The following is a 25,441-nucleotide window of genomic DNA, read 5'->3' on the forward strand; positions in this document are numbered from 1 at the left end:
AAAATACGTTTTTTATTGATCAATTTTCAATCGTTTGTAGAATAAATAATAGAAAAAAATACTAAAAATATGGTATAATTGTATATTGTTGTATTAAACATGATAAATTACATAGGGGGTAAAGAATGAAAAGTTTGAGACTAATAAAAGTAATAGCAAGTTCATTATGTGTAGCTTCGTTATTAGCACTAAATCCAATAGGAGCGAGTGCAGAGTGGAAGAGTGATCCTAGAGGCTGGTGGTATACAGAAGGAAGTTCATGGGCTACAGGCTGGAGGTTAATTAATTCTAAATGGTATTATTTTGATTCTAAAGGTTACATGGCTAAAGATACAACAATTGATGGGTATTATCTAAATGATAGTGGTGCATGGACAGAACTTACAACAAGTGGAGACTTTAAATTTGATAAATCAACTGGAACAATAGTAGAATATACCGGTTCTGATAGCTCAGTCGTGATACCAAATAAAATCGATGGTACTGAGGTAAAACGTATAAGATTTACATCCACATCTACCTGCAAAAATTTAACAAGCATAACAATACCAGATAGTACAACGGGTATAGAATCTATAGTGTGTATGAATTGCAGTAACTTAACACACGTAGATATTCCAAATAGTGTGAAACGTATAGATAGATATGCATTTAATGGATGTAGTAATTTACAAAGTATAACTATTCCAGATAGTGTAAAAATTATAAATGAATACGCCTTTAGTGGGTGTAAGAGTTTAAAAAGCATAATTATTCCAAATAGTGTGGAGTCTATTGGGCCTCAGTCATTTGCTGGATGTAGTGGTTTAACAACTTTAACCATTCCAAATAGTGTAACAAATATGGGGGATGCTATATTTAGGAATTGTATTAATTTAACAAACATAACAATTCCGGATAGTGTAAAAAGCATAGGCTATAGTGCATTTAGTGGTTGTAGCAGTTTAAGTAGCATAACAATACCAAATGGTATAACAATCATAAACGAGAATGAATTTCAAGGTTGTAGTAGTTTAACAAGCATAGTAATACCAAATGGTGTAACAAGTATACAAAGAAGTGCATTTGAAGGCTGCACAAATTTAACCAGCATAACTATTCCAGATAGTGTAACAAGCATAGCAACTCACCAAAAAATGCCTAATGGCATAGGAATTAATCCATTCTATGATTGTACAAATGCTACATTTTATGTAAAGAGTCAAACATTAAAACAGATTTTAATTAATTCTGGTGTAAGTGCAAGCAAAATCATAGTAAGTGCTTAGCCATAAATAATAAATCAAAAAAATAAATAGTTTTGTAGGGTAGTGCAAAAGCTACTCTATTTTTATAGTTTCTTGTAATCAAAATATTTATGATTTTGATAAGTTACTACATAAATTTGGTTTTAAAGTTGATATATATGTAGATACCTAAATTAAAATTTATACTTAGTACCCCATTCAGCATTTACCATACTTAAGTGTATATGAAACGGAGAAGTTGAATACATATTTGTGAAAAGCGGCATTAGAAAATAAGTTGTTGATATTTCTTAATGGAAGGTTGTTCTATTTGAAGTGAGAGTCCAAATCTTGTATTTGGTTTCTCGAACTTCCTCAGCGAACGTATGTGAGTCGAGTTTCCTTGCCGCAGGAGCATGCAGAAATGGGTGCAACCTTCCATTTAGAAATTTCCAGCGAAATTTTCTTAGTCCGCAGGAACAAATATGTATTTAATTTCGGTGAGGTATACACATAAGTATGGTTTTAACTGAGTTTATGGAAGCAAGAAAATTTTTGTGGCAAAAACTATTTACAAGATACTACAAAAGTGCTAGTATTTATTATTAATAAGAGCAAAGTGCACGTAACTCTTAATAATTAAATATTTTCAGGCAATGAAAGGGAAAAGTATTATAGAGTACAGTTTTCAGAGAGGAAATGTCACCGACTGTAAGCATTTCTAAATATGACTATGAGAAAAACTACCCTGGAGCTATGGCTTATTAGCAGATTTTGTGAAATGCCATCGGTGAAAATCGTTAAAAATTTTAGAGAAGAATTGAGTTTATTTAATTCAATTTGGGTGGAACCACGGATATTATGCATTCGTCCCAAGGCTTGGGACGGGTGCTTTTTTGTACAAAAATATATGAATTTAAAAAAATATGAGACGCAATTTGGAAGAAGTTGTGTTATTGAGTATTAATCTATAGATATATCTAATACTATGAAATTTTAAAGAATGTTATAAAATCTTAAAGAAGGAGGTAACAAGTTTATGATAAATATAAAACTTAAAGATGGATCAATAAAAGAAATTGCAGATGAATCTAGTATTTATGATTTAGCAAATTCAATTAGTAAAAACTTAGCTAAAGTCGCAGTAGTGGGGGAAGTAAATGGGACATTAGTAGATTTAAATTATAAATTAAAAAATAATGATGAGGTAAATATTTTAACTTATGATGATGAAAAAGCAGTTGAAGTTATAAGACATTCTACTTCTCATGTTATGGCTCAAGCAGTTAAAAGAATTTATAAGGATTCAAAGCTTGCTATAGGACCTGCAATAAATAATGGTTTTTATTATGATTTTGATATTGAAAACTCATTATCCAATGAAGATTTAGATAAAATTGAAGCAGAAATGAATAAAATAATAGATGAAAATCTTAGCTTTGAAAGAATTGATATTTCTAGAGACGAAGCAATAAAATTAATGGAGGAAAAGGGAGAGACATATAAAGTAGAACTTATTAAGGATCTTCCTGAAGCTGAAAAGATATCTTTATATAAACAGGGCGATTATATAGATCTTTGCAGAGGTCCTCATATTCCATCAACAAAGTATATTAAAGCATTTAAACTATTAAGCGTTGCTGGAGCATATTGGAGAGGAAATGAAAAAAATAAGATGCTTCAAAGAGTTTATGGAGTTGCATTTTCTAGTAAGAAAGAATTAGAAGTGCATTTGCATAATTTAGAAGAAGCAAAGAAAAGAGATCATAGAAAATTAGGAAAAGAATTAAAATTATTTACTTTTGCAGAAGAAGGTCCAGGATTTCCATTTATGCTTCCTAAAGGAGTAATATTAAAAAATACCCTAATAGATTTTTGGAGAAAATTACATTATGAAGATGGTTATGTTGAAATTGAAACTCCAATAATGCTTAATAAGAAACTATGGGAGACTTCAGGGCATTGGTATCATTATAGAGAAAATATGTATACTTCAACAATTGATGAAGAAGAATTTGCATTAAAGCCAATGAATTGCCCAGGTGGAATGTTAGTTTATAAATCAGAATCACATTCATATAGAGATCTTCCAATGAGAGTTGGAGAATTAGGACGAGTTCATAGACATGAGCTTTCTGGAGCACTCCATGGTCTTATGAGAGTAAGAGCATTCACACAAGATGATGCACATATATTTATGTTACCAGATCAAATAAAGTCAGAAATAAAAGGCGTTATTAATTTAATTGACAAAGTGTATTCAAAATTTGGGTTTAAGTATAATTTAGAACTTTCTACAAGGCCAGAAGATTCAATGGGAAGTGATGAAGAATGGGAATTAGCAGAAAGCTCATTGAAGGGTGCCTTAGATGAATTAAATCTTGAATATAAAATAAATGAGGGTGACGGAGCTTTTTACGGACCTAAAATAGATTTTCATCTTGAAGATAGCATAGGTAGAACTTGGCAATGTGGAACAATTCAGTTAGATTTTCAATTGCCTCAAAGGTTTGAGTTAGAGTATGTAGGTAGTGATGGAGAAAAGCATAGACCAATAGTAATCCATAGAGTAGTCTTTGGGAGTATAGAAAGATTTATAGGAATATTAATAGAACATTTTGCTGGAAAATTTCCAACATGGCTTTCTCCAGTTCAAGTAAAAATACTTCCTATATCAAATAAATTTAATAGCTATTCAGAAAAGATTAAAGATAAATTAAGCTCAGAAGGTATAAGAGTTGAAATTGATCAGAAAGATGAAAAGATAGGCTATAAAATAAGAGAAGCTAGAAATGAAAGGGTTCCTTACATTATTATTGTTGGAGAAAAGGAAGAAGCAGAAAATAATATATCATTACGCAGCAGAAGTAATGGAGATGAGGGAACATTAAATTTAGAAGATTTAATAGAAAGAATAAATAATGAAGTTAAAAATAAAGCTCTATAATTAAGTAGAGATAATATTGAAATATTAAGATATTAAATTTAAGGAATAATTAAAGTAAACAGCACTTTAATTATTCCTTTTAATATTATATATAGATACCTACATAGAAATTTAAAATATTATTTTAAATTTCTACAGTTTTTAATTTATTAAACAAGCAGTTATATATTATAATGTTATATATCACTTGATGAAGGAGAAGGAAAATATGTTTTTATTTGGCGGGAATAAATTAAAGGTAAGAAGCGAAGAAGATGAGGATGGAGTTAAAACTTTCGTGGAATACTATGGAATGAAGAGAAGCGAGGAATTTAAAGTAAAGGTTTTAAATGAAATGATTGGAGAAAACCTTTGTTTAATAGTTTTAGACTCTAGAATGTTGTATTTTGGAAATCAAGTGGAACATGAGGTGCCAGTTGAAGAAATAATAGAGCATTTAGGAATTTCAAGAATAGCATATAAGAAGTTTGAAATAAAGAAGGTACCAGAAGTATCTATGTTTGGTATTAGCATAAAAAAGGGAACTAAAAAAACTGATAAAGATTATGTAATAGGATTTGTTGTAAATAAGTATAATTTTAAAAGAATTGAAGAATATGTAAATAGAATGAATCTATATTATTTCATAGATAACGCTGGACTTAGTGAAGAGGATTTATTACAGAAGTTGAGTGAAAATTATGAAGAAATTGATGAAATGAGTAAGGAATTTTACTGTGAGATATTTAATAATAATTACATAAGTCAGTTAGTTATTTCATCAGAAAATGAGAACGCTATGGCAATAAAGGAAACGGTTGGCAAGTGCCATTCTGAGTTAAAATAAATAGTTTTACTATAAGAAGAATGTATGCAAATTTTATTATTTATTAATTTGCCAGTGAATTCAACGTCTAATAGAATTAGCAAACATTCTTTTGCCTTGACAACATTATTAGATTATGGAATGATAATTAGATGTCGGAAAACTACTAATTGATTAATTATTTTACAAATGAAAAATTAGTTGAGATTAAAAAATGATATAAATATTATCTAGATTAAATATGAGGGAGGTATAGGAATACTTTTTTGATAGAATTATTTCTATGCGTTTTTTTGAAGCTTAACAAATTGCAAGTTTAATCTATATAATAGTAGCATACTGAAAATTTTTTAGAAAAGGTTAATGAGTAGTATGAAGAGAATAAATGAAGCTTTTAGTGATTATGAATCGGCTGGTAGCATAAATACTGCCGTTATACAATCCGTAGTCTTGCGTAAGAAAACTAAAGTGCTGGAAATGGAAATTAGTTCAGATAATTATATTGAACTAGGGGAAATTGAAAGTTTCAATAGTTTCATAAAAGACAAATTCGGATTAAATGATTCTAAAATTATTGTAAAGTATAGTGACGAGGTTGAAATAAGACCTATAGAAAAAGAATTGAAAAATATCGTATATTCCTTATCTACAAAGTATCCTGCATTAAAGGCAGCGGTTAATAATAGTGACTATGAAATAGAAGGAAATACTATAAATTTTAATTTTAAAATTCCTGTAGCAGGTTTTCTAAAAACCATGGAATATGATAAGCAAATTAATAAAGCTATAAAGCATATGTACGGGAAACATTATAATATCAACTTTATTGACCAAATAGATAGCGAAGAATTAGTAAAAATTGCAGAAGATAAACGTGCTAATGAGATGAAAGTTATTAAAGAAATAAAAATTAACCAAAGCAATAATCCTCCTGAAGTACCTAAAGCTGAAGAAGGTAAGCCAGAGGTAAAAGCTGAGGGCGATGGCAAAAAGGCAAGTAATCCATTCTTGATTTTAGGGCGAAATGCTAATATTAAGGAAAACATAATTAAAATTAATGATATAACACCTGATGAAGGAAGAGTAGCTTTAGAGGGTGAAATATCTAATTTAGAAGCAAAAGAATTAAGAAGTGGAAAGATGTTAATTTCCTTTGACTTATATGATGGATCAAATTCTATGACTTGCAAGATTTTTGCAAAGCCTACTGAGTATGATGAAGTATTTTCTAGAATAAAAAAGGCTAAGGGGCTTAGACTTGCTGGAAATGCAGGATATAGTAATTTCTCTCATGAAGTTGAACTTATTGCTAACACTGTTATTGAAACAAATGGAATAAAGAAGTATAAGAGACAGGATAATTCTGAGGTCAAGAGAGTAGAGCTTCACATGCATACTCAAATGAGCCAGATGGATGCCATGTCTAGTGCTAGTGATTTAATTAAGAGAGCTATGAGCTGGGGAATGAAGTCTATTGCTATAACTGATCATGGAGTGGTTCAGTCATTTCCAGAAGCGCACAAATTGCTTGGAAGAGATAATCCAGATATGAAGGTCATATATGGAGTTGAAGCTTACCTAGCTCCAGATAAAAAACCATCTGTAACAAATGTTAGGGAAGAAAGTATTGATACGGTATACTGTGTTCTTGATTTAGAAACTACAGGTTTTTCTCCTCAGACAGAAAAGATTACTGAAATAGGAGTAATGAAAATTAAGGATGGCAAGGTTATAGATAAGTTCAGTACTTTTGTAAACCCTCAAAAGTCAATCCCTATGAGAGTTGTAGAGGTTACAAAGATAACTGATGATATGGTAAAAAATGCAGAAACAATTGATAAAGTTTTCCCTAAATTGCTTGAATTTATTGAAGGAAGTGTTTTGGTTGCGCATAATGCTGACTTTGATATTGGATTCTTAAAGCATAATGCGAAAGTTTTAGGTTATGAGTTTGATTTTACCTATGTAGATACTTTAGGATTAGCGCAAGATGTATTCCCTGATTATAAATCTTATAAGCTAGGAAGAATTGCTAAGAATCTTGGAATAAAGGTTGAAGTTGCCCATAGAGCTTTAGATGATGTTGATACAACTGTTAAGGTATTTAACATAATGATTGAAAAGCTAAAAGAAAGAGGCGCACAAACTCTATCAGATATAGATTTATATGCAGCTGATGAAGAAGCTAAGAAAGTAGCATATAAAAAGGTTAAAACTCACCATGCAATAATACTAGCAAAAAATTACGTGGGATTAAAGAACTTATATAAATTGGTATCATATTCTCATTTAGATTATTTTTATAAAAAGCCACGTATATTAAAGAGCATGTTTAAGAAATATTCTGAAGGTTTAATCATTGGAAGTGCTTGTAGTGAAGGGGAATTATATCAAGCGATACTTCTTGGAAAACCAGAAGAACAAATTGAGGAAATTGCTAATTTCTATGATTACTTAGAAATTCAGCCTTTAGGAAATAATGATTACTTAGTAAGACAGGAGCAAGTTCCAAGTAAAGAATATTTAAAAGAAATTAATAAAAAGATTGTAGAACTTGCAGAAAGATTAGGTAAGCCTGTAGTGGCTACAGGAGATGTTCACTTCCTAGATCCTGAAGATGAAATATACAGACGTATATTAGAGGCAGGACAGGGATTTAAGGATGCAGATAATCAAGCACCATTATATTTAAGAACTACTGAAGAAATGCTTGATGAATTCTCTTATTTAGGAAGAACAAAAGCTTATGAAGTTGTAGTTACAAATACTAATATAGTAGCAGATATGTGTGAGCAAATAAGCCCAATTTCTCCTGAAAAATGTCCACCACACATAGAAGGCTGTGAGCAGACAATAAAAGATATCGCCTATGAAAAAGCCCATGAACTTTATGGAGATCCACTTCCAGAAATAGTTCAGGCGAGACTTGATAAAGAGTTGGATTCTATTATAAAAAATGGATTCTCAGTAATGTATATCATAGCTCAGAAGCTGGTATGGAAATCAAATGAAGATGGATACTTAGTAGGTTCCAGAGGATCTGTTGGTTCATCCTTTGTTGCAAATATGACTGGTATAACAGAAGTAAATGCGCTTCCACCTCATTATAGATGTCCTAAATGTAAGTATTCTGATTTTGAGGATTATGGCGTTCTAAATGGCTTTGACTTACCAGATAAAGTATGTCCTGTTTGTGGAGAAAATCTGTATAAAGATGGTATAGATATTCCGTTTGAAACATTCCTAGGCTTTAATGGAGATAAAGAGCCGGATATAGATTTAAACTTCTCAGGGGAATATCAGGCAAAGGCCCATAGATATACAGAAGTTATCTTTGGAAAGGGAACAACATTTAAAGCAGGGACTATTGGTACTATAGCAGAAAAAACAGCGTTTGGTTATGTTAAAAAATATTATGAAGAAAAAAATATTACAATAAACAAAGCTGAAACAATAAGAATTTCAGTAGGGTGTACTGGTATAAAGAGAACTACAGGTCAGCATCCAGGAGGAATTATAGTTGTACCAAAAGGAAGAGAAATATTTGAATTCTGCCCTGTACAGCATCCTGCGGATGACCCTAACTCAGATATTATAACAACACATTTTGATTATCACTCTATTGACCAAAATCTATTGAAGCTTGATATACTAGGGCACGATGACCCGACAGTTATAAGAATGCTTCAAGATATAACAGGGGTTGACCCACATGAGATTCCTATGGATGACAAGGATACTATGTCCTTATTCTTCTCAACAAAGGCTCTTGGGGTAACTCCAAATCAGATAAATTCAGAGGTTGGAACCTTTGGAATTCCTGAGTTTGGTACTAAGTTCGTAAGAGGAATGCTTGTGGATACAAAACCAAAGACTTTCTCAGACTTATTATGTATATCAGGACTTTCACATGGTACAGATGTATGGCTTGGAAATGCTAAGGACTTAATTGATAATGGAGTAATTACCAGCATAAGTGATGCGGTATGTACCAGAGATGATATTATGGTTTACTTAATTAGAAAAGGACTTCCACCTAATACCGCGTTTAAAATAATGGAAACTGTTCGTAAAGGTAAAGCCTTAAAAGAACCTAAATTTCCAGAATATGAAGCTATGATGAGAGAACATGATGTTCCAGAATGGTATATAGAGTCTTGTAAAAAGATAAAATACATGTTCCCTAAAGCCCATGCAGCAGCTTATGTAATGATGGCATTTAGAATAGCATGGTTTAAAGTTCATATACCTCAGGCTTATTATGCAACATACTTTACTATAAGAGCAAAAGCCTTTGATGCAGAATTTATGATCTTTGGAAAAGAAAAGGTTAAAGCAAAGATGCAGGAAATTCAGGCTCTTGGAAATGAGGCTGGTCCTAAGGATAAGGATATGTATGATGACCTTGAAATAGTTTTGGAAATGTATGAAAGAGGATTTAAATTCCTTCCAATTGATTTATATAAATCTAGTGCTACAAAATTCCAGCTAGAAGAAGATGGAATAAGACCGCCATTAAACAGTATAGCAGGTATGGGAAATGTAGCTGCAGAAGGTATAGCAAGTGCAGCAAAGGAAAAGGAATTTAATTCAGTAGATGATGTAAAGAAACGTTCAAAGATTGGTAATGCTGCCATAGAGCTTCTTAGAAAATTTGATTGTTTAAATGGACTTCCAGAAAGTGATCAAATGAGTTTCTTTGACGCAGTATAGATTTATGACTATAGATAAACCAACTTTGAAACTAAACTTATGTGGTAACTTACCGAAATCATAAATATTTTGTTCCGAAAAACTATGAAAATATCGCTGAAAATCCTAAGTTGCAGATTGCACCACTTCAGCATGCTCCCACTTTCAGTGTGACAAGCAAAAGTGGAACAACCTACAACTAAGAATTTTTAGCAGCTCATTTTCAAATGTTTTCTACACAAATATATTTATGATTTCTAGTGAAGATATTACCTCAAAGTTTTAGCAAGTTTGTAAATATGTTTATCTTATAGATTTAAATATTAATTTGGATATCATAGATAAACTAACTAAGATATGAACTAGAGTATTCTCTCTTTCTAGTATGGTCTAAATTATAAGTGGAATTTAGGTTTTCTAGTGAATTTGTACTTTCGCTTAATTAGTATTTTAAAATTTAAACTAAAAATTTATATAAAAATAACATAAAAAACACAGCCTACTGAGTATTGATGTAGGCTGTGTTTTTTAATTATATATTTGCTGTTAACTTAGTTATAATATATTTAAGTAAAATAGATTATTTTCCATTATCTGTTGAGCCAACTTGATTGTTGCCTTTATCACGATTATTCTTGCCCTTCATCTTATCAACATTGCTCTTATCATTCTTATTTCTATTGTATTGAGAAGATCCCATTTTATATCACCACCTTACTTTTTATTTATTATTCGCGGAAAGAGTTTGTGATATTCATATTGAGATTAGTTTTTGTAATTATATAAATGCAGTTATGATTAAATCTGGATTTTATAATAAATAGTCATTAGAGAACTATAATGTATTTTGTAATAAATATTATATTAAAAAGCAGAGATAAAAATATTTTTGCTTTCTAATATAATGCTTATCTATATTATTTCAGAGTTAGATGATAAAGTTCCTTGATGGAAAATCATTTTCCATTTACCATCAAAGCATTTCCATATGGAGCTGCGTAATGAATATTTTTTATTTTCGTTCAACTCATTGAGCTTTATTATTTTATACATTGCTAATATGCAATCATCGGACAGTTCCTTTATTTTAAAATCTGAGATTTCTCCATATAATGTTTGAGGATTATTCTGTTCTTGAAATACATCACCATTTTTGTAATGATATTCACTTCCTGAGCTAGTAAACTCAATAAAGTCATTTGATAGCATGCCATTTATTTTATCAGCTGACTTTCTAACTTCTGATTTTAATAACTCCTGTTCTAATTGTAATATGTGATCTTTAATACTGTTCATGTATTCACCTCATTTTATGATATGTATTTCAATATCAATCTTTCTATCAATAATGTTATTAATAATGAGTATATAAGTAATCTCCCATTTCTTCAACAATTCATTTTTACCTAAATTTAAAGCTATGATTGACTATTCATATATATGCCCCTAATAGATATTAATCTTTATTAATGAGAATTAAATTATGAAGAGGATTAAGGCAATTTTAGAATACATTTTTATGAGTTAATAGCTATTAAAAAAGAAAAATATAATTTTTATTTGTAATAATTTTGAAAGATAGGTTTACAGTTTGGACCTTAAAATACTTAGAGTATATATAAAGTAAAAATTTTCATGTTAAGTTTTGTATTTAAGATGGATTTAGTTGAACTTATACCCCAAGGGCCACAATGTAGCCACAAGGTAAAATGTCTAAGAGTATACGTTTTTAACTTCTATCGGAAGTGATTGGAGTATTAGAATGTCTAGGCATTAGACGGATGTATGTACTTCCGTGAGATTGATGTCCTCATGGAAAAATTGGAAAGGTTTAAAACATTTCTTTTAAAGGAGAGTGAGAAACATGGCAGATATTAAATGGATTAAGTTATCTACTAACATGCATGATGATGAAAAGATGAAATTAGTGGATGCAATGCCAGAGAGAGATACTATTCATTATTTATGGATAAGATTACTTATACAAGCTGGCAAAACTAATGCTAATGGACTTATATATCTAAATGAGAACATCCCATATACTGATGAAATGTTATCTACAATATTCTCAAGGCCTCTAGCGTCTATAAGACTTGCACTAAAAGTATTATCAGATTTTCAAATGATTGAAATAGCTGAAAATAACGTAATCAGAATAGTGAATTGGGAAAGACACCAAAATGTTGAGGGAATGGACAGAGTTAGAGATCAAAATAGAAAAAGAGTTCAAAACCATAGAGAAAAGAAAAAACAACTTGAAGCTGTAGTTAATGAAAGTGAAGAAACTAGTGTTGAAATTGATGAACATAGCTGTACTGAAAGTAAAGAATATAGCATTGAAGTTATAAATGATATTTGTGACATTACAAAAAAATCTTGTAACGTTACAGATGATAAAAGTAACGTTACTGTAACGGTGCAGAATAAGAGAGAGAATAAGAACAAGATTAAGAATGAGAATAATAAAGATAGAGAGATAAAGAAAGAAGATGATATGAATTCTAAATCTATTGAACTTGCTAAGTATTGTGAACTAATAACTGGAATACCTAATGTTCTTAATTTAGGCGCACTTAAGTTAGCTATAGGAATGCATGGTCAAGAATATGTAAAGATGGCTATAGATATAGCATTAAAAGCTAATAAACCTAATATGACCTACATTGATGGCATACTGAAAAATTGGAGAAGAGAAGGATATCCAGATGATAAGGAGGTAAAGAAAAATGTCAATAAAAGCTATGGAAATAATAGTAACCCAGATAAAAACAAATTTGCAGGATTCAAACCAAAGGAACCACGAAGCCTTACAGATGAGCAGCGAAAAAAAGCTGAAAAAAGCCTCATATAAGTGTGATAAATGCTGTGATACTGGGTGGGTACTTATTCCACAAGAAAATAGGCAGCCACTTGCAGTTAGCTGTGAGTGTAGAGAAATTGAGAAGGTAAAAAATGAATGGAAGCATTCAGGGATTAACGTTGAAATGACAAAGCATACTTTTGCTAATTATAAAGTGTGGAATAGAGCATCAGAAAGAGCAAAGGATACATCAGCAGCTTATTGCACTGATTTTGATGAAATTAGAAATAGCAGAAGAAATAGCATTCTACTTTGTGGTCAGGTAGGCAGTGGCAAAACTCATCTCAGTGTTGCAATTGGATTAAATTTGTTAAAGCAGAAGATTAAAGTTGTGTACATGCCTTATAGAGATGTAATTACTAATATAAAGCAAAATATCCTTGACCAAGAATATTACGTTAAGACCATCTCAAAATATAAGCTATGTGAGGTTTTACTTATTGATGATCTCTTTAAGGGTAAAATCAATGAAAGTGATATAAATATAGTCTTTGAAATCATTAATTATAGATATTTAAACTTTCTGCCAATCATAGTCAGCAGTGAATTTAGTATAGAAAGATTACTAAACTTTGATGAAGCTGTTGGTTCAAGAATTTATGAGATGAGTAAGGATTATGTGGTGGAAATTGAGAAAGACATACACAATAACTTTAGATTAAAATAAGTTCAAATGCACAACAACTATAGATTAAAGCAAATTCACCAAACAATAACTTTAGATTAAGATAAATTCAATACACAATAATTATGGGGTTAAATAGGTCAAAATTTTGATTAGAAATTAAGAAAATTTAAGGAGTGTTTAGATATGGATAAAAAAGCTATTGAGGAAATTATCAATGAAAATATAAAGCTTACTGGAGAAAATATCAAACTAGGTTATAAGGCACATTCAAAAAAATAATCACAAGCCTATTTCCCATCATGCTACATCAGTAGATTGCCCTAATAGGCCCGCTATAAGACCAATCTACTTCCTTGCCTGATGAAAAATAATCATGGCATTTTGGATTTATTATTTTCTCTCATGTGCCCAGAAATCTAATTTTAGAAAAGAAAATAAGAATATTAGAAGAAAAGACAAGAGTAATTCAAGGCAAGAAATCATCTCAATATATTGTGGTTATGATGGCTTAGTAAATATATAAAATTTGAGATATACAAGAAATGATTTAATCATATAAAAGAAAATAATTTTGTAGAGGAGAATGTAAAAATGAAAGCATCAGGAATAGTGAGAAAGCTTGATCCACTTGGAAGGATTGTAATACCAAAAGAAATAAGAAAGGTACTAGGCATTAATGATGGAGATTCTATGGAAATAATTAAGGTTGATAATGAGGTAGTTGTTAGGAAATACAGTAAAGGCTGCATCTTTTGTGGAAATGATAAAGGTATTTCAAAGTTTAGAGATGCACTTGTATGTGATGAGTGCAAAAAGGCGTTAGGTCAAGGTTAAATCTATAAAAAGGGGATAAACAAAATGGAGAGTTTACGAATTTTTAAAGATGAAAGATTTGGAGAAATAAGATGGGTAAAAATTAATAATAAAGATTATGCTGTTGGGATTGATATAGCAAAAGCTTTGGGATATAAAAACCCAAGAGATGCAATTTTAAGGCATTGCAAGGGTGTCGTGAAACACGACATAGGGGTAGCTACTGGAAAGAGGAGAGACGGAACAGATGTTATTCAAAATATAGAAATGAGCGTCATTCCTGAAGGGGATATTTACAGGTTAGCAGCAAAATCAGAATTACCTGGAGCAGAGAAATTTGAAGCATGGATTTTTGATGAGGTATTGCCTAGCATACGGAAAACAGGAATGTATGCTACAGATGAATTATTAGATAATCCAGATTTACTTATTGCTGCAGCTACTAAGTTAAAAGAAGAGAGAAAAGCAAGGCTTGAAGCTGAAAATAAGGTAAAGCTATTAGAGCCTAAAGGACAATTTTATGACGATGTTGCAGGATCTAAAGATAGCATTGAAGTGGGACATGTTGCAAAGGTTCTTGCTATAAGAGGAATGGGAAGAAATAATTTATTCTCACTCTTAAGAGAAAAGAAAGTTTTGGATAAAAACAATATTCCTTATCAACAGTTTGTAGACTTAGGGTATTTTAGAGTATTAGAGCAAAAATACACAGTACCTAGTGGTGAAACAAAGATAAACATTAAGACAATGGTATTTCAAAAGGGAATAGAGTTTATAAGAAGAAAAATTGGGGAGTAATAAACTCATTCTCCTTATTTTAGGATATGCAAATATAAAGGCTAGATATTTACGTATATTTAATATAAAGCACCATGGAATTTATTAATATAAATCATATTTTAAATTTTAAAAGTAGTAGTTAGGAGGTCTTTAACTACTGCTTTTTATATTAAAAGATAAATATGAAAGGTGATAATAATTTTTGCTTATTCATGCAAAAAAAATAATATGCATGGGAAAAAATGCAGAATATATTAATTAATATATTCTGGTTAGAAAATCTAAACTTAATACCGAGGAATTTACATTTAATGTGTGGATTTGGACGTTTAGAGAAAATGCTATTTAATTAATATGAGTATTATGAGAATATGTAATTGTAAATATAAAGAATGGAAGTGAAGTTGATTTATGTCAAAGGTACTTTTTTTAAGTATACCTGCGCATGGTCATATAAATCCTACATTGGGATTAGTAAATGAATTAGTAAAACAAGGAGAAGAAATTACATATTTCTGCTCAGAAGACTTTAAAGAAAAAATTGAAAAAACAGGTGCCAAATTTAAAAGTTATAGAGTGGAACTGAGCCTTTTTAAAAGAAAACATAAGACTTCTAATGATATGGGGCCAGATAAACCAATCAGAGGTTTTAAAGTATACTGATGTAGCAATAACTCATGCTGGGATGAATAGTACTAGTGACTTATTGTATAACAATGTGCCTTTTGTAGCAATACCTATAGGTGCAGATCAACCATATATGGCAAAAAGAGCTGAAGAGTTAGGTGCAACTATTTCTCTTGATAAGGATAATATTAATCCAGAAATTTTAAGAAAATCTGTTGAGAAAGTTTTAACTGATTCAAGTTATCTTGAAAATATGAGAAAAATAAGTGATTCTTTTAAAGAATCTGGTGGTTATAAAAAAGCAGTTGAAGAAATTTTTAAATTAAAACGAGATAAGATAAATCAATAAGATTTATTAAAACTAATGCATTAAAAAATAAAAGTTGCAATAAAGGTAGATTAGGTAAAAATACTTAGTCTGTCTTTTATTCTTTACAAAAAAAATAGAGATAGCGAAAAATATTAGGAGAATAATGATTAGCTATCTCTATGTTTATTAAGAATAGGAAACGTATTTTAACTATTGACACGATTTTAATATTCTATACATTAATTATAAGAAAATAACAAAGCGATAATATAAATCGCAAAAAGTCCATTTTTTGTAATTAGTATAATTTAAATTTAATACTAAGGTCAAAGAGAAATAAACAATATATGTTATAATTGATTTATAATGGTAAGACGTGATGAGCTAGTATAGTTAAGGAGAATTATAATATGTATAAAGAAGGAACTGAATCATGGAAGATAGTAGTATCTAGTGATATGGCATTAAACTTTGCTCTTTTTACTGGTTGCCTATATGGATTAATAGATATTGATAATATAGAAGGTGAAAATAGGTTATGGCCTTCAAAGTATTTTAGTAACAAATGTCATAAACAATTACCTTTGTTAAAAGAACAATGGAGCGAATGGTTTAATAATATGATTAAAGGTAGAGGGGAAAAGGTTATTTCAAAACAAAGATTTGACCATTGGGATAATATGTTTAATCCACCTGACTATTCAGATTTTCCATACTATGAATTAAGGGAATGTTGTAAAAATGCATGGCGACCTTTTATAGAATGGTGGGAAATGGTTGGTGGAGGCAGGAATGCTCTTTCCTATTTTGAAGGATTTGGCAATGAAAAAATTAATGAATATATTAGTGAATTTGAAAATAAAGTTCAAAGGAAAGTTAAGCCATTTAATTTGTATATAGATTTAGTATATACAGGAACATCCAAAATTATAGAAGCAAACAATGAATATATTGTTATGATTCCAGTTAGGCCTATATATTTTGATAAAGATTGGTGGATGAGTAAATTACAACAGATAGGTTAGAACAAATAAGGAAAATGTATATGGGTTACTAGTAAGTGATTCAGGTTCCAAGGTAAAATAAAACATATTGAATAAAAAATAGAAGCTTGCCATATAAGTGATATGCTCCATTTATAGTAGACAGTTAAAAGAATAAAGCTGTTCCTATAAAGGGAGCATATCGAAGAATGGTAAGCTTCTATAATTTTACCTAAAACTAAGCTACTTCATATTTAGTAACTTGTCTTTGAGTAACCTGAGCACCGGATTTCTTAACTAGATCGCCAGCCTTAGTTTTAAAAACATTTTTTGAAATTATAGTGTCCATAAGTGCGTTAACTTAATCTTTTGTAAGAGTAGTTTTAACACCAGAAACACTTAAAGTGCTTTTTTCACCAGCAGAAGTTAAAAAAGTCATAGCTAAAGTATATTCCATTTAATTTCCCCCCAATCTTTAAAATTTACTTAAGTGAACGAATGTGAGTAGAGTTTCCTAAAAAAGTGATCCTAAGCATTTGCTAAACTAGAAGATTCATTAATAAAGCAATCTCTAGTGTTAGCTTCTAAAACACCTTTAATTGCATCTGCAATAGCATAGACATTTTCAGGTGTAGCATCTGTTTTAATACCTGAGAAAGTTTTCTTGGTATAAATTGGATCCCCAGCCTTGTCTAGACCTTTTTGAACCTCAATGCTAAGAGAAACAGAGTCAATAGTTTTAGTTATAGCCATGTTTCATTACCTCCTTTACTTTGTTTTCATAAAGGATATATGGATAAATTTCAGTTATTACATAAGTAGATGAAGATTATTTATAAATTTAGCACTATGGATGTTAGAGGAATGTGTAATTCTATTAGTAACAACAATCATTTATGTATTAAGAGTTTTAAGTCTTACAAAAAAATATATGATTCTTAGTGAAGAATTAGATAAGATAAAGGTTAATAATGTTTGTGATAAAGAAAATATTTAAGAAATCTATAATGTGGTAGTATAAACGAATGTTATCATATTTATTTTTTGGTGAATTAGATAATTATTCCATGTATGCAATAATTAGATTATAATGGGTTATATAGTATTATAGATAATGATAAGCCTATATTCTTACAATGTTTATAATGAGAAGTTCGCGGCATGAATTTAATGATATAAAGAGGTGGAATAATTATGTTATTTGGATTATTTAATAGTAGAAAAGATAACGATGAAATTCATAATATAAAGCAGTATGCAGTAGATATAGCGACTAATTTTAATGACGAAGACAGGGAATATTTGAAGCCAATTTATACAATTAGGTATTATTCTAAATTAAATAATTCAGTTGTTAAAGAAGCAATTTTTTCTAAAAATATAGAAAATGGTGATATTACTTTAGGAGAAGCATTTTTAACGTTAGAGGAAATATTAAAACAGAGTATAGAGAGTAAGTTGTTAATTAATACAATGATTAATAAAAATTATGTGCTTACCAATGAGGAAGAAATTGCAATTAATAAACTTGAAGATATAATAAGATTTGGGTTGCTATAATCAATCCAAATTTAAAAAGTGTGAAGCTTAATATAATAGATAATGTGTGTATATTCTAAAATGGATATGGAAAGAGCAATAATTTAACTTATTGCTCAGATATTAATTATGCCAATACCACGAATTTGGGATTGAGGTGGACAAAAACAACTTGTTCTTTGAGAATTGAGCAGTATGATATTTTGAAAATATGTTGTTAGGATGAATTAAAATATGAATAAAGGAATGGAATAAGCTGTTATGCATATGAAGGTGAAATAGATGAATAGTTGTAAATTGTTAGAGGTTAAAGCTATAGTTCAAAATCCATATTATAAGGCTCCAAGTTGGATTGATGACAAGATCCAGAGGAGAGAATTTGTTGTTTTAGATGGGGATTCATCAGAAAACGATGTGGAATTATTTTTAATTGAATTATTAGGCTATAATAATATTAACATTGAGCAGGGTACAGAATTAGTTATGAAAGAAGTTTTAGAGGAAGATGAAATAGTAATAGCAGGAGGAATATTATTTGTTGGAGAAAATAGAAATATATTTCCAAGCTGTTGTTGCGGTTTGGAAAGTTGGAATGAAGTATTAGCTGCAGTTATTGATAAATCATCACCATGGTTAGGACATGATCCATATCCCTGCTTTGAGTATGTTGGAAACAACATTCGTATATGGTCTGATGATTTTAAGACAAAACAGTCAAGTGAGATTTACTTTGTTGAGTGTGATAGGGATATTTTGATCGAAAAACTAAAATTAGTTAGAAATGATTTAATTAAATTCTCTAAAGGGCCTTTATATAATCATATCAGTAAACATTCAAGAACATATACTGATTTGATGGTACAGCAATTTGAAAAATGGTTTTCTTTAAACCTTGTGTAATATAATCTGAATGACATGTAGCTAATTGATGAACTGATATAAATCATTATGGGATTTTAATATAAAATGATTTAATTTAATTTGTAGAGGAGGAGAATTTTAAGCTTGACTAAAAGAAACCATAAGTTTGAAATAGCGATATTAACATAGTAGTTATTGTAAATTATTTGCTGAAGGTGATGAGTTGAAGAGTATTATTTTTGAAGGTTGGAAAATAGAAATTGATAAGGAAAAAACTAAAAATTATTATTCACAGTTATATAGAGATGGTTTACGTGAATGTTGTTCAGATTGTAGAAATTATTATTATGGAATAAGGCATTTGCCTAAAGTTTTTATAGATTTTTTAGAGAGCTTATTTATTGTTCCAGAAACACCTATATGCGCTTATAAGCTGGATAAAGTTGCTGATAATATATTCCTATATGATGTAAATTATTTAATTAGTGGTAACATATTAGAAAAACCTGATAAGGCTGAAAATGCTTCAGAAAATGGAAAGAAGGTATTTAAGACAAGTACATTAACTGATGAGGTAGAGTTTTATTTTACAAAAGAATTGTATCCAAGTTTGCGAAATCTTTCTGGTTATGAATCGTATTTTGAACTTCAATTATTTTGTGAAATTCCTTGGGTTATAGATGAGCCGTATGAATAATTGCTGATTAAAAATTTGTATGTAAGTTATATGTATTTCAAATTGCTATTGATACAATGTATCTCTAATTATTAATATAATTTACTTGAAATGTAGAAAGTGCGCAGTAGTAAATAAAATAATGTTCTTTAAAAATTGAATAATGTGGTATTTACAAGATGTGCTATAATTAATTCTTAATAGTAGGTTATAATGAGGGAAGTGATATTTTGAACTACTTAGATTTAATGAATTTAGAAAATATATATTTAAATAATTTAAATGAGCCACAAGAAAATTTTCTTAGGTTAACTTTTATTAAGAGTAAAACAAATGTTATTTCTCAATCAATAAATATTGGCAATAAAGTTATTAAAAATGTGCATTCAATTAATTATGATTATACGAATCCCTTAATACAAATTGATTTTGAATCATATATTGGATATTCGATTTTAAATGAGAGTTTTACATCCATGGATAATTATGAGGAATTTGAGGGTAAGTCATTTAGAATTTACAGGAAATCAAGGTACTTAGATTTCATAAAGGTTGGAACGTTTGCTTCAGAAGATTATCCTGGTACATTTAAACATTATGGGATTGTCTGCCTTAATCATATAATCGATATTGTTTCGATATCAGAACCTGTTATTAAACAAATACAAATGAGCAAGCCTTAGATAAGTTTTGATGAACTTGTTAAAAGTGTCAATCACAATTTTCTTAAGTTATGAATCAATAGAATTTAGATAATAAATTGTAAATCGCATTATTCAAGAAATTGAATTTGCGATTTTTTAACGCATCATTCTAATAAAGTGCACATTTGTACTTAAGTAATATCATAAGGTTTATAATATATAAAATTTTCTCTTAGTCATATAATAGGACATGCTACAGTTATTCTAATTAGGCTAATAATGGTTATTCATGGTACTTTTGTAAAAAATAAAAGCATTAAAACTCTTATGGATGAGCAATGTAGAAATAAAGTAAATAATGTTATAATATACAACAATGAAGCAAAATTACAGTCAATAATAAAGTGAAAAAACTATTATATGGCTTGCTTGGGGGATATTTTATGAGAAAAATAGTAAAAATAATTTTTATTTTAATTATTTCATTTATATTGGCGATAAATGTTTATTCAATAATAGAGAATGAACGTTCAGAAATAAAAATGGAACAACTAAAAAAAATGCAACAAGAGAATTATTTAAAATCTGTGAGATTTAATTTAAATTTAGATAATAAAGAATATTATTATAAAAATATTGAAGATAATACTGACGGCTATATAAATGGACAAGAACAAAATTTTAAATATGATAGTTATTTTATTTCAAACGACTTAGAATATGTAAATACTGAACTAAATGAGAAAAAGGTGCATTTATATTGCAATGTTCCTATAGATAAAAATAGCAAAGACTATATTCAATCTTTTGGATCAAATGAAAATATTTATATATATCCATTTGATAATAATACAACTGTCTTTATATCAGTTGCAAGTGGTAAACCAGCAGAATCAGATACGTGCTACATATTAGACTTAAATAATAAAACAGTTATTTGGACTGAGAGCAAGTACTTTGCTTATGCTTATTACAGATCATCTACTGATACAGTAATTGCTACTCATAATATTAAACCCGTAGATACAATCTGGGGCGAAATGAAATATGAAGATTATGAAGTAAATATGTCCGGTGAAATGTGTAAAATTGGAACAAGAGATTAATTATTTTTGGTGTAATGTAGATGAGAATATCTTAATACAACATATTCAATTAATATAATTAACGTAGTAATTAGTGAACATTCGTTTTTAAAAATATAAATATTTTGATATTTCAAGTTTGTGTTACAGTTAAATTATAAAGATGATAAATACAAATTAATTTGAGAAAGGCGAAGAATATAATGTTTTTAGTAAAAATTATTGATATAGTTATCATATTAATTTCATGGATTTTCGGATTTTCGATATTAGTTATATTTGACCTGATATATACTTTTAAGTATAGTTTCCCAAATGATCCTATTTTCCAGCATCCAAGCTATGAAGGTATTATAAGAGGTATTCTATCAGTTGTTGCATATTTTATTTTAATGTTCATATTGTATTATAAAAAAAAATCAAAAGGTACAGTATATCCTAGAAGATTTATTTTTATAAATACTATTACATTTATAAGTGGCTTAGTTCTATTTTTCTTTTTTGGATTGCCGCTTGTTTCACCACATGTAATTAATCAGTTTTGATAATTTATTTATTTGGGGTAATTATATAGAATTCATTAAATTAATATTTTATGAAAATTATTTTGAACAAAAATATAAGATGTCATACTAGTACTAAAATATATATATTTGCTGTTAAAAAACTAAGGAAATTTCACATTATTCATATAACAAGACATTAATACAATTCAGAAGAACATACTGAAAACTAGTTAAAGCCCAAATAATTAATAGCAAAACATACTTTTAACCAACAAGACCGTTAATAAGTTTGTTAAAAATTATTGCATCACACATCTATAGAATAAAAAGTTATAAGGATTTCAAGTAGATGAAAAACTATTAAACAATATAATTGACACTTAACATTATAAGGTATATAATTGTACAAAAATAAAAGCTATGAAGAGAAGAGTAGTTATGAGGGAATACTCAGAGAGTTTCCATTTGGTGTGAGGAAATTATGAAATCATAATGAAACAAGTCTCGGAGCTGCATACGGATCTTATAAAGTAAAACTTTTTTGGGTGAAATTTAATTTTCGCTGAATTTAGTTTGAATTATCTTAGAGAGTGCAACCTATAACTCGCATTTGAAGAAGATGTGATGTTACTTATGCCTAAATATAAGATAAAAATTAATTATAAGTGATGCTATGACGTAAGTTCACGTTACAGAACCAGAGTATGATTTAACCTATAATTTTAGGGAGATGGTGTACTTGAAGAGCCTAAAATGGTGACATTATAGGGAAAAGGGTGGCATCGCGAACTAGAAGTTTCGCCCCTGTAGATATATTTTCTACAGGGGCTTTTTTGACGTTAAAATTAAGCATATGAAAAATTATAAGTTTAAAATATCATACATGTTTTATTTTTTGATGATCCCAAGTATGAAAGTTAGAAATTTAAGGAGTGAGAAGTTTATGATAAGTAAAAGAATAGAAAAAAACGAAAGACCAATATTTCCAAAGAAGGCTATAGTAACAGCTGGAATGCCTTATGGAAATAAGAATCTTCATTTTGGCCATGTTGGAGGAATGTTCATTCATGCAGATATATTTGCAAGATTTTTAAGAGACAGAATAGGGAAAGAAAATGTTATTTTTGTATCTGGTACAGATTGCTATGGTTCACCTATCCTTGAAAGCTACAGAAAGCTAAAAGAAAATGGATACGAAAATACTATGGAGGACTATGTTAAGGCAAATCATTTAAGTCAAAAGAAAACCTTAGAAGATTACAATATCAGCTTAAATATTTTTGGAGCTTCAGCCCTTGGAAGGACAGGAGAATTTCATAATGAAGTTTCAGAAGAAATATTTAATACTTTATTTAAAAATGGTTATATAAAAAAGATGTCAGCATTGCAATTTTATGATGAAGATAAGAAAATATTTCTTAATGGAAGACAAGTAATAGGAAAATGTCCAATAGCTGGGTGTAACTCTGATAAAGCTTATGCAGAAGAATGTTCATTAGGACATCAATATATGGCATCTGAATTAGTTAATCCTATTAGCACTTTATCAGGAAATAAACCAATATTAAAAAGTGTAGATAATTGGTATTTTACCTTAGATGAATCAATGGATATAATGAAGGAACTTAATGAGTTTTTAAAGAAGAATACTAATAGACGAAAGTATGAAATTAACACCATAGATGAATTTTTGAAGAAGCCATTAATATATGTTCCAAGAAAATATATAAAAGATGTAAATGATCTAGAAGCTAAATTTCCAAGCCATGAAACCATAGATGAAGAGAAAAAATCTTCACTAGCGTTTATTTTCCAAACATTAGAGGATAGAGATAAGGCAAAAGAAATATTGGATAATTTAAATATTAACTATACTAGTGGTAAGACTTTGGTTCCTTTTAGATTATCAGGAAATATAGAGTGGGGAGTAAAAGTACCTGATAAAGAAGATTTAAAAAATTTAACCTTCTGGGTGTGGCCAGAATCTTTATGGGCTCCAATTTCTTTTACAAAAGCGTATTTGGAGTCAAGAGGTAAGAATCCTGAAGAATGGCGTAATTGGTGGGATAATGATGATTCAATGGTATATCAATTTATAGGAGAAGATAATATATATTTTTATTCAATTGCTGAAATGGCTATGTTCATTGGGTTAAAGGTGGCTAAAGGTGGAAATGTAGATGTTACTAAGCTAAATTTACCACACATTGTTTCTAATAAGCACATTTTATTTATGGATAAAAAAGCAAGCAGCAGTTCAGATATTAAGCCACCAATGGCAGATGAATTATTGAAATTTTATACGAAAGATCAATTACGTATGCACTTTATGAGTCTTGGATTATCTTCAAAAAGTGTTGGTTTTAAGCCACAAGTTTACATGAAAGAAGAAGAAAAAGTAGGAGCGGATCCAGTATTAAAAGAAGGAAACCTTTTAACAAATGTATTTAATAGACTTATTCGCTCATGTTTTTATACCATGCAAAGTCTTAATGAAGATATTCCTAAAGAAGAGGTAAGTGAAAAGATTAAGGAATTAACAGAGAAATCAGTATTAGAATATGAAAGACATATGTATAATCAAGATTTTCATAGAATAGCATATGTTCTGGACGATTATATAAGGGAAGTAAATAAACATTGGGCCAGCAATATTAAAAATGAGGAATTGAAAAGAAACGTAATAGCAGATTGTTTTTATGCTTGTAAAGTTATAGCAGTACTAATACACCCTATAGCACCAGAAGGATGTGAAATGTTTAAAGATTATCTAAATATATATGATGAACTATGGAATTGGGATAAAATATTTGACCCTATTACTTCTTATTTTAAAGATGCTAATAATCATAAGTTTAAATTTCTTGAACCAAAAGTAGATTTCTTTAAGAAAATGGAATATCAATATTGATGGAAGATTTACTGGCTCTTTTTAGAATGAAGATTCGCTTTTAATACATGATGATAATTTGTACAGTTTATATCTAGCAGATATATTTCGTAGTGTTATTCCTTGTATGAAAAAAAGATTATAAGGGATTATATAGTCTTATAGATGATAATAGGATTGTATTCTTATAATGTCTATAATAGTAAGTTGATGTAAGTAGATAAAAGTGCAAAGAATACTGATTAAGGTTTGGAATAATTAAGGGTGAAGAGTATCGCAAATAAATGATATTAAGTAAATTTGGGTAAATATAGTGATTTATTGATATGCTTTGAAGAGTCACAAATTAGTATTATTAGATAATCAATAAGTAATTAGATAAGTTATTATACGGCGTATTATTCTATCCTCTAAAAGTCAAATTATATAATCTAAATAAAAAAATTCCTTATGAATTATTCACAATACCTGAATATGAATGAAAATACCCTCCAAGTTGCAGGCATGGAGGGTATTTTCATTGGAGCACAAGAAATCTCTTTTCGGATACTGCAGCTATGCGGCAAAAA

Annotated in this window: 19 protein-coding genes, 2 pseudogenes and 1 other annotated feature; of the genes and pseudogenes, 18 read left to right on the plus strand and 3 right to left on the minus strand. The window is 29.3% G+C overall.

The window, feature by feature from the left end:
- Nucleotides 1-125 precede the first annotated feature (125 nt).
- The 4 genes from L3B96_RS06690 to polC all read left to right on the plus strand — a co-directional run bounded on the left by L3B96_RS06690 (nt 126) and on the right by polC (nt 9,691).
- Nucleotides 126-1,268, plus strand: a complete 1,143-nt coding sequence (locus tag L3B96_RS06690) for a leucine-rich repeat protein (RefSeq protein WP_238859528.1) — start codon at nt 126-128, stop codon at nt 1,266-1,268.
- 605 nt (nt 1,269-1,873) lie between these two features.
- Nucleotides 1,874-2,104: a binding site (T-box leader), on the plus strand.
- 161 nt (nt 2,105-2,265) lie between these two features.
- Nucleotides 2,266-4,173 (plus strand): threonine--tRNA ligase, encoded by a 1,908-nt coding sequence (gene thrS / locus L3B96_RS06695; protein WP_238859537.1) that lies wholly within the window; start codon nt 2,266-2,268, stop codon nt 4,171-4,173.
- 208 nt (nt 4,174-4,381) lie between these two features.
- The gene (locus tag L3B96_RS06700) at nt 4,382-4,999 is read left to right on the plus strand and encodes a hypothetical protein (protein WP_238859539.1); all 618 of its coding nucleotides are present in this window, start codon (nt 4,382-4,384) and stop codon (nt 4,997-4,999) included.
- Nucleotides 5,000-5,350: 351 nt separating this feature from the next.
- Entirely contained in the window at nt 5,351-9,691 is a 4,341-nt protein-coding gene (polC, locus tag L3B96_RS06705; RefSeq protein WP_238859547.1) for a DNA polymerase III subunit alpha, read from the plus strand.
- Between the two features lie 891 nt (nt 9,692-10,582).
- Here polC and L3B96_RS06710 read toward each other — a convergent pair.
- On the minus strand, nt 10,583-10,966 hold the full coding sequence (locus tag L3B96_RS06710) for a DUF4440 domain-containing protein (protein WP_012059383.1): 384 nt from the start codon (nt 10,964-10,966) through the stop codon (nt 10,583-10,585).
- Nucleotides 10,967-11,534: 568 nt separating this feature from the next.
- Between L3B96_RS06710 and L3B96_RS06715 the strand changes: the two genes are divergently transcribed.
- From L3B96_RS06715 to L3B96_RS06740, 6 genes and pseudogenes are all read left to right on the plus strand, one after another.
- The gene (locus L3B96_RS06715; protein ID WP_238859549.1) at nt 11,535-12,521 is read left to right on the plus strand and encodes a phage replisome organizer N-terminal domain-containing protein; all 987 of its coding nucleotides are present in this window, start codon (nt 11,535-11,537) and stop codon (nt 12,519-12,521) included.
- Nucleotides 12,484-13,197 carry an ATP-binding protein gene (locus L3B96_RS06720; RefSeq protein ID WP_238859551.1) on the plus strand — a complete coding sequence of 238 codons (714 nt, stop codon included), beginning with the start codon at nt 12,484-12,486 and terminating at the stop codon, nt 13,195-13,197. The genes L3B96_RS06715 and L3B96_RS06720 overlap by 38 nt, the downstream gene beginning before the upstream one ends.
- A 552-nt stretch (nt 13,198-13,749) precedes the next feature.
- Nucleotides 13,750-13,992 (plus strand): AbrB/MazE/SpoVT family DNA-binding domain-containing protein, encoded by a 243-nt coding sequence (locus tag L3B96_RS06725; RefSeq protein ID WP_238859553.1) that lies wholly within the window; start codon nt 13,750-13,752, stop codon nt 13,990-13,992.
- 24 nt (nt 13,993-14,016) lie between these two features.
- Nucleotides 14,017-14,769, plus strand: a complete 753-nt coding sequence (locus L3B96_RS06730; RefSeq protein ID WP_238859555.1) for a phage antirepressor KilAC domain-containing protein — start codon at nt 14,017-14,019, stop codon at nt 14,767-14,769.
- 393 nt (nt 14,770-15,162) lie between these two features.
- A pseudogene (locus L3B96_RS06735) lies at nt 15,163-15,727 on the plus strand (nucleotide disphospho-sugar-binding domain-containing protein).
- A 371-nt stretch (nt 15,728-16,098) separates the two neighbouring features.
- Nucleotides 16,099-16,713, plus strand: a complete 615-nt coding sequence (locus tag L3B96_RS06740; protein WP_238859557.1) for a hypothetical protein — start codon at nt 16,099-16,101, stop codon at nt 16,711-16,713.
- Between the two features lie 196 nt (nt 16,714-16,909).
- Here L3B96_RS06740 and L3B96_RS06745 read toward each other — a convergent pair.
- Both L3B96_RS06745 and L3B96_RS06750 read right to left on the minus strand, forming a co-directional pair.
- Nucleotides 16,910-17,128, minus strand: a pseudogene (locus L3B96_RS06745) (DUF2922 domain-containing protein).
- Between the two features lie 71 nt (nt 17,129-17,199).
- On the minus strand, nt 17,200-17,424 hold the full coding sequence (locus L3B96_RS06750) for a DUF1659 domain-containing protein (protein WP_238859558.1): 225 nt from the start codon (nt 17,422-17,424) through the stop codon (nt 17,200-17,202).
- A gap of 100 nt (nt 17,425-17,524) precedes the next feature.
- Between L3B96_RS06750 and L3B96_RS06755 the strand changes: the two genes are divergently transcribed.
- The 8 genes from L3B96_RS06755 to L3B96_RS06790 all read left to right on the plus strand — a co-directional run bounded on the left by L3B96_RS06755 (nt 17,525) and on the right by L3B96_RS06790 (nt 24,893).
- On the plus strand, nt 17,525-17,668 hold the full coding sequence (locus L3B96_RS06755; protein ID WP_238859560.1) for a hypothetical protein: 144 nt from the start codon (nt 17,525-17,527) through the stop codon (nt 17,666-17,668).
- A gap of 197 nt (nt 17,669-17,865) precedes the next feature.
- Complete coding sequence (locus L3B96_RS06760) at nt 17,866-18,231, plus strand: hypothetical protein (protein WP_238859562.1); 366 nt, start codon at nt 17,866-17,868, stop codon at nt 18,229-18,231.
- A gap of 261 nt (nt 18,232-18,492) precedes the next feature.
- Nucleotides 18,493-19,110 carry a hypothetical protein gene (locus L3B96_RS06765; protein ID WP_238859564.1) on the plus strand — a complete coding sequence of 206 codons (618 nt, stop codon included), beginning with the start codon at nt 18,493-18,495 and terminating at the stop codon, nt 19,108-19,110.
- Between the two features lie 184 nt (nt 19,111-19,294).
- Nucleotides 19,295-19,768, plus strand: coding sequence for a hypothetical protein (locus L3B96_RS06770; RefSeq protein WP_238859565.1), 474 nt, complete (start codon nt 19,295-19,297; stop codon nt 19,766-19,768).
- 209 nt (nt 19,769-19,977) lie between these two features.
- On the plus strand, nt 19,978-20,430 hold the full coding sequence (locus L3B96_RS06775) for a hypothetical protein (protein ID WP_238859567.1): 453 nt from the start codon (nt 19,978-19,980) through the stop codon (nt 20,428-20,430).
- A 404-nt stretch (nt 20,431-20,834) separates the two neighbouring features.
- Entirely contained in the window at nt 20,835-21,497 is a 663-nt protein-coding gene (locus L3B96_RS06780; protein ID WP_238859569.1) for a hypothetical protein, read from the plus strand.
- A 182-nt stretch (nt 21,498-21,679) separates the two neighbouring features.
- Nucleotides 21,680-22,021, plus strand: coding sequence for a hypothetical protein (locus L3B96_RS06785; protein WP_017212431.1), 342 nt, complete (start codon nt 21,680-21,682; stop codon nt 22,019-22,021).
- A 904-nt stretch (nt 22,022-22,925) separates the two neighbouring features.
- Nucleotides 22,926-24,893, plus strand: coding sequence for a class I tRNA ligase family protein (locus L3B96_RS06790; protein WP_238859571.1), 1,968 nt, complete (start codon nt 22,926-22,928; stop codon nt 24,891-24,893).
- Nucleotides 24,894-25,441 lie beyond the last annotated feature (548 nt).

This window comes from Clostridium sp. YIM B02569 (assembly GCF_022320765.1).
GTDB lineage: Bacteria > Bacillota > Clostridia > Clostridiales > Clostridiaceae > Clostridium > Clostridium beijerinckii.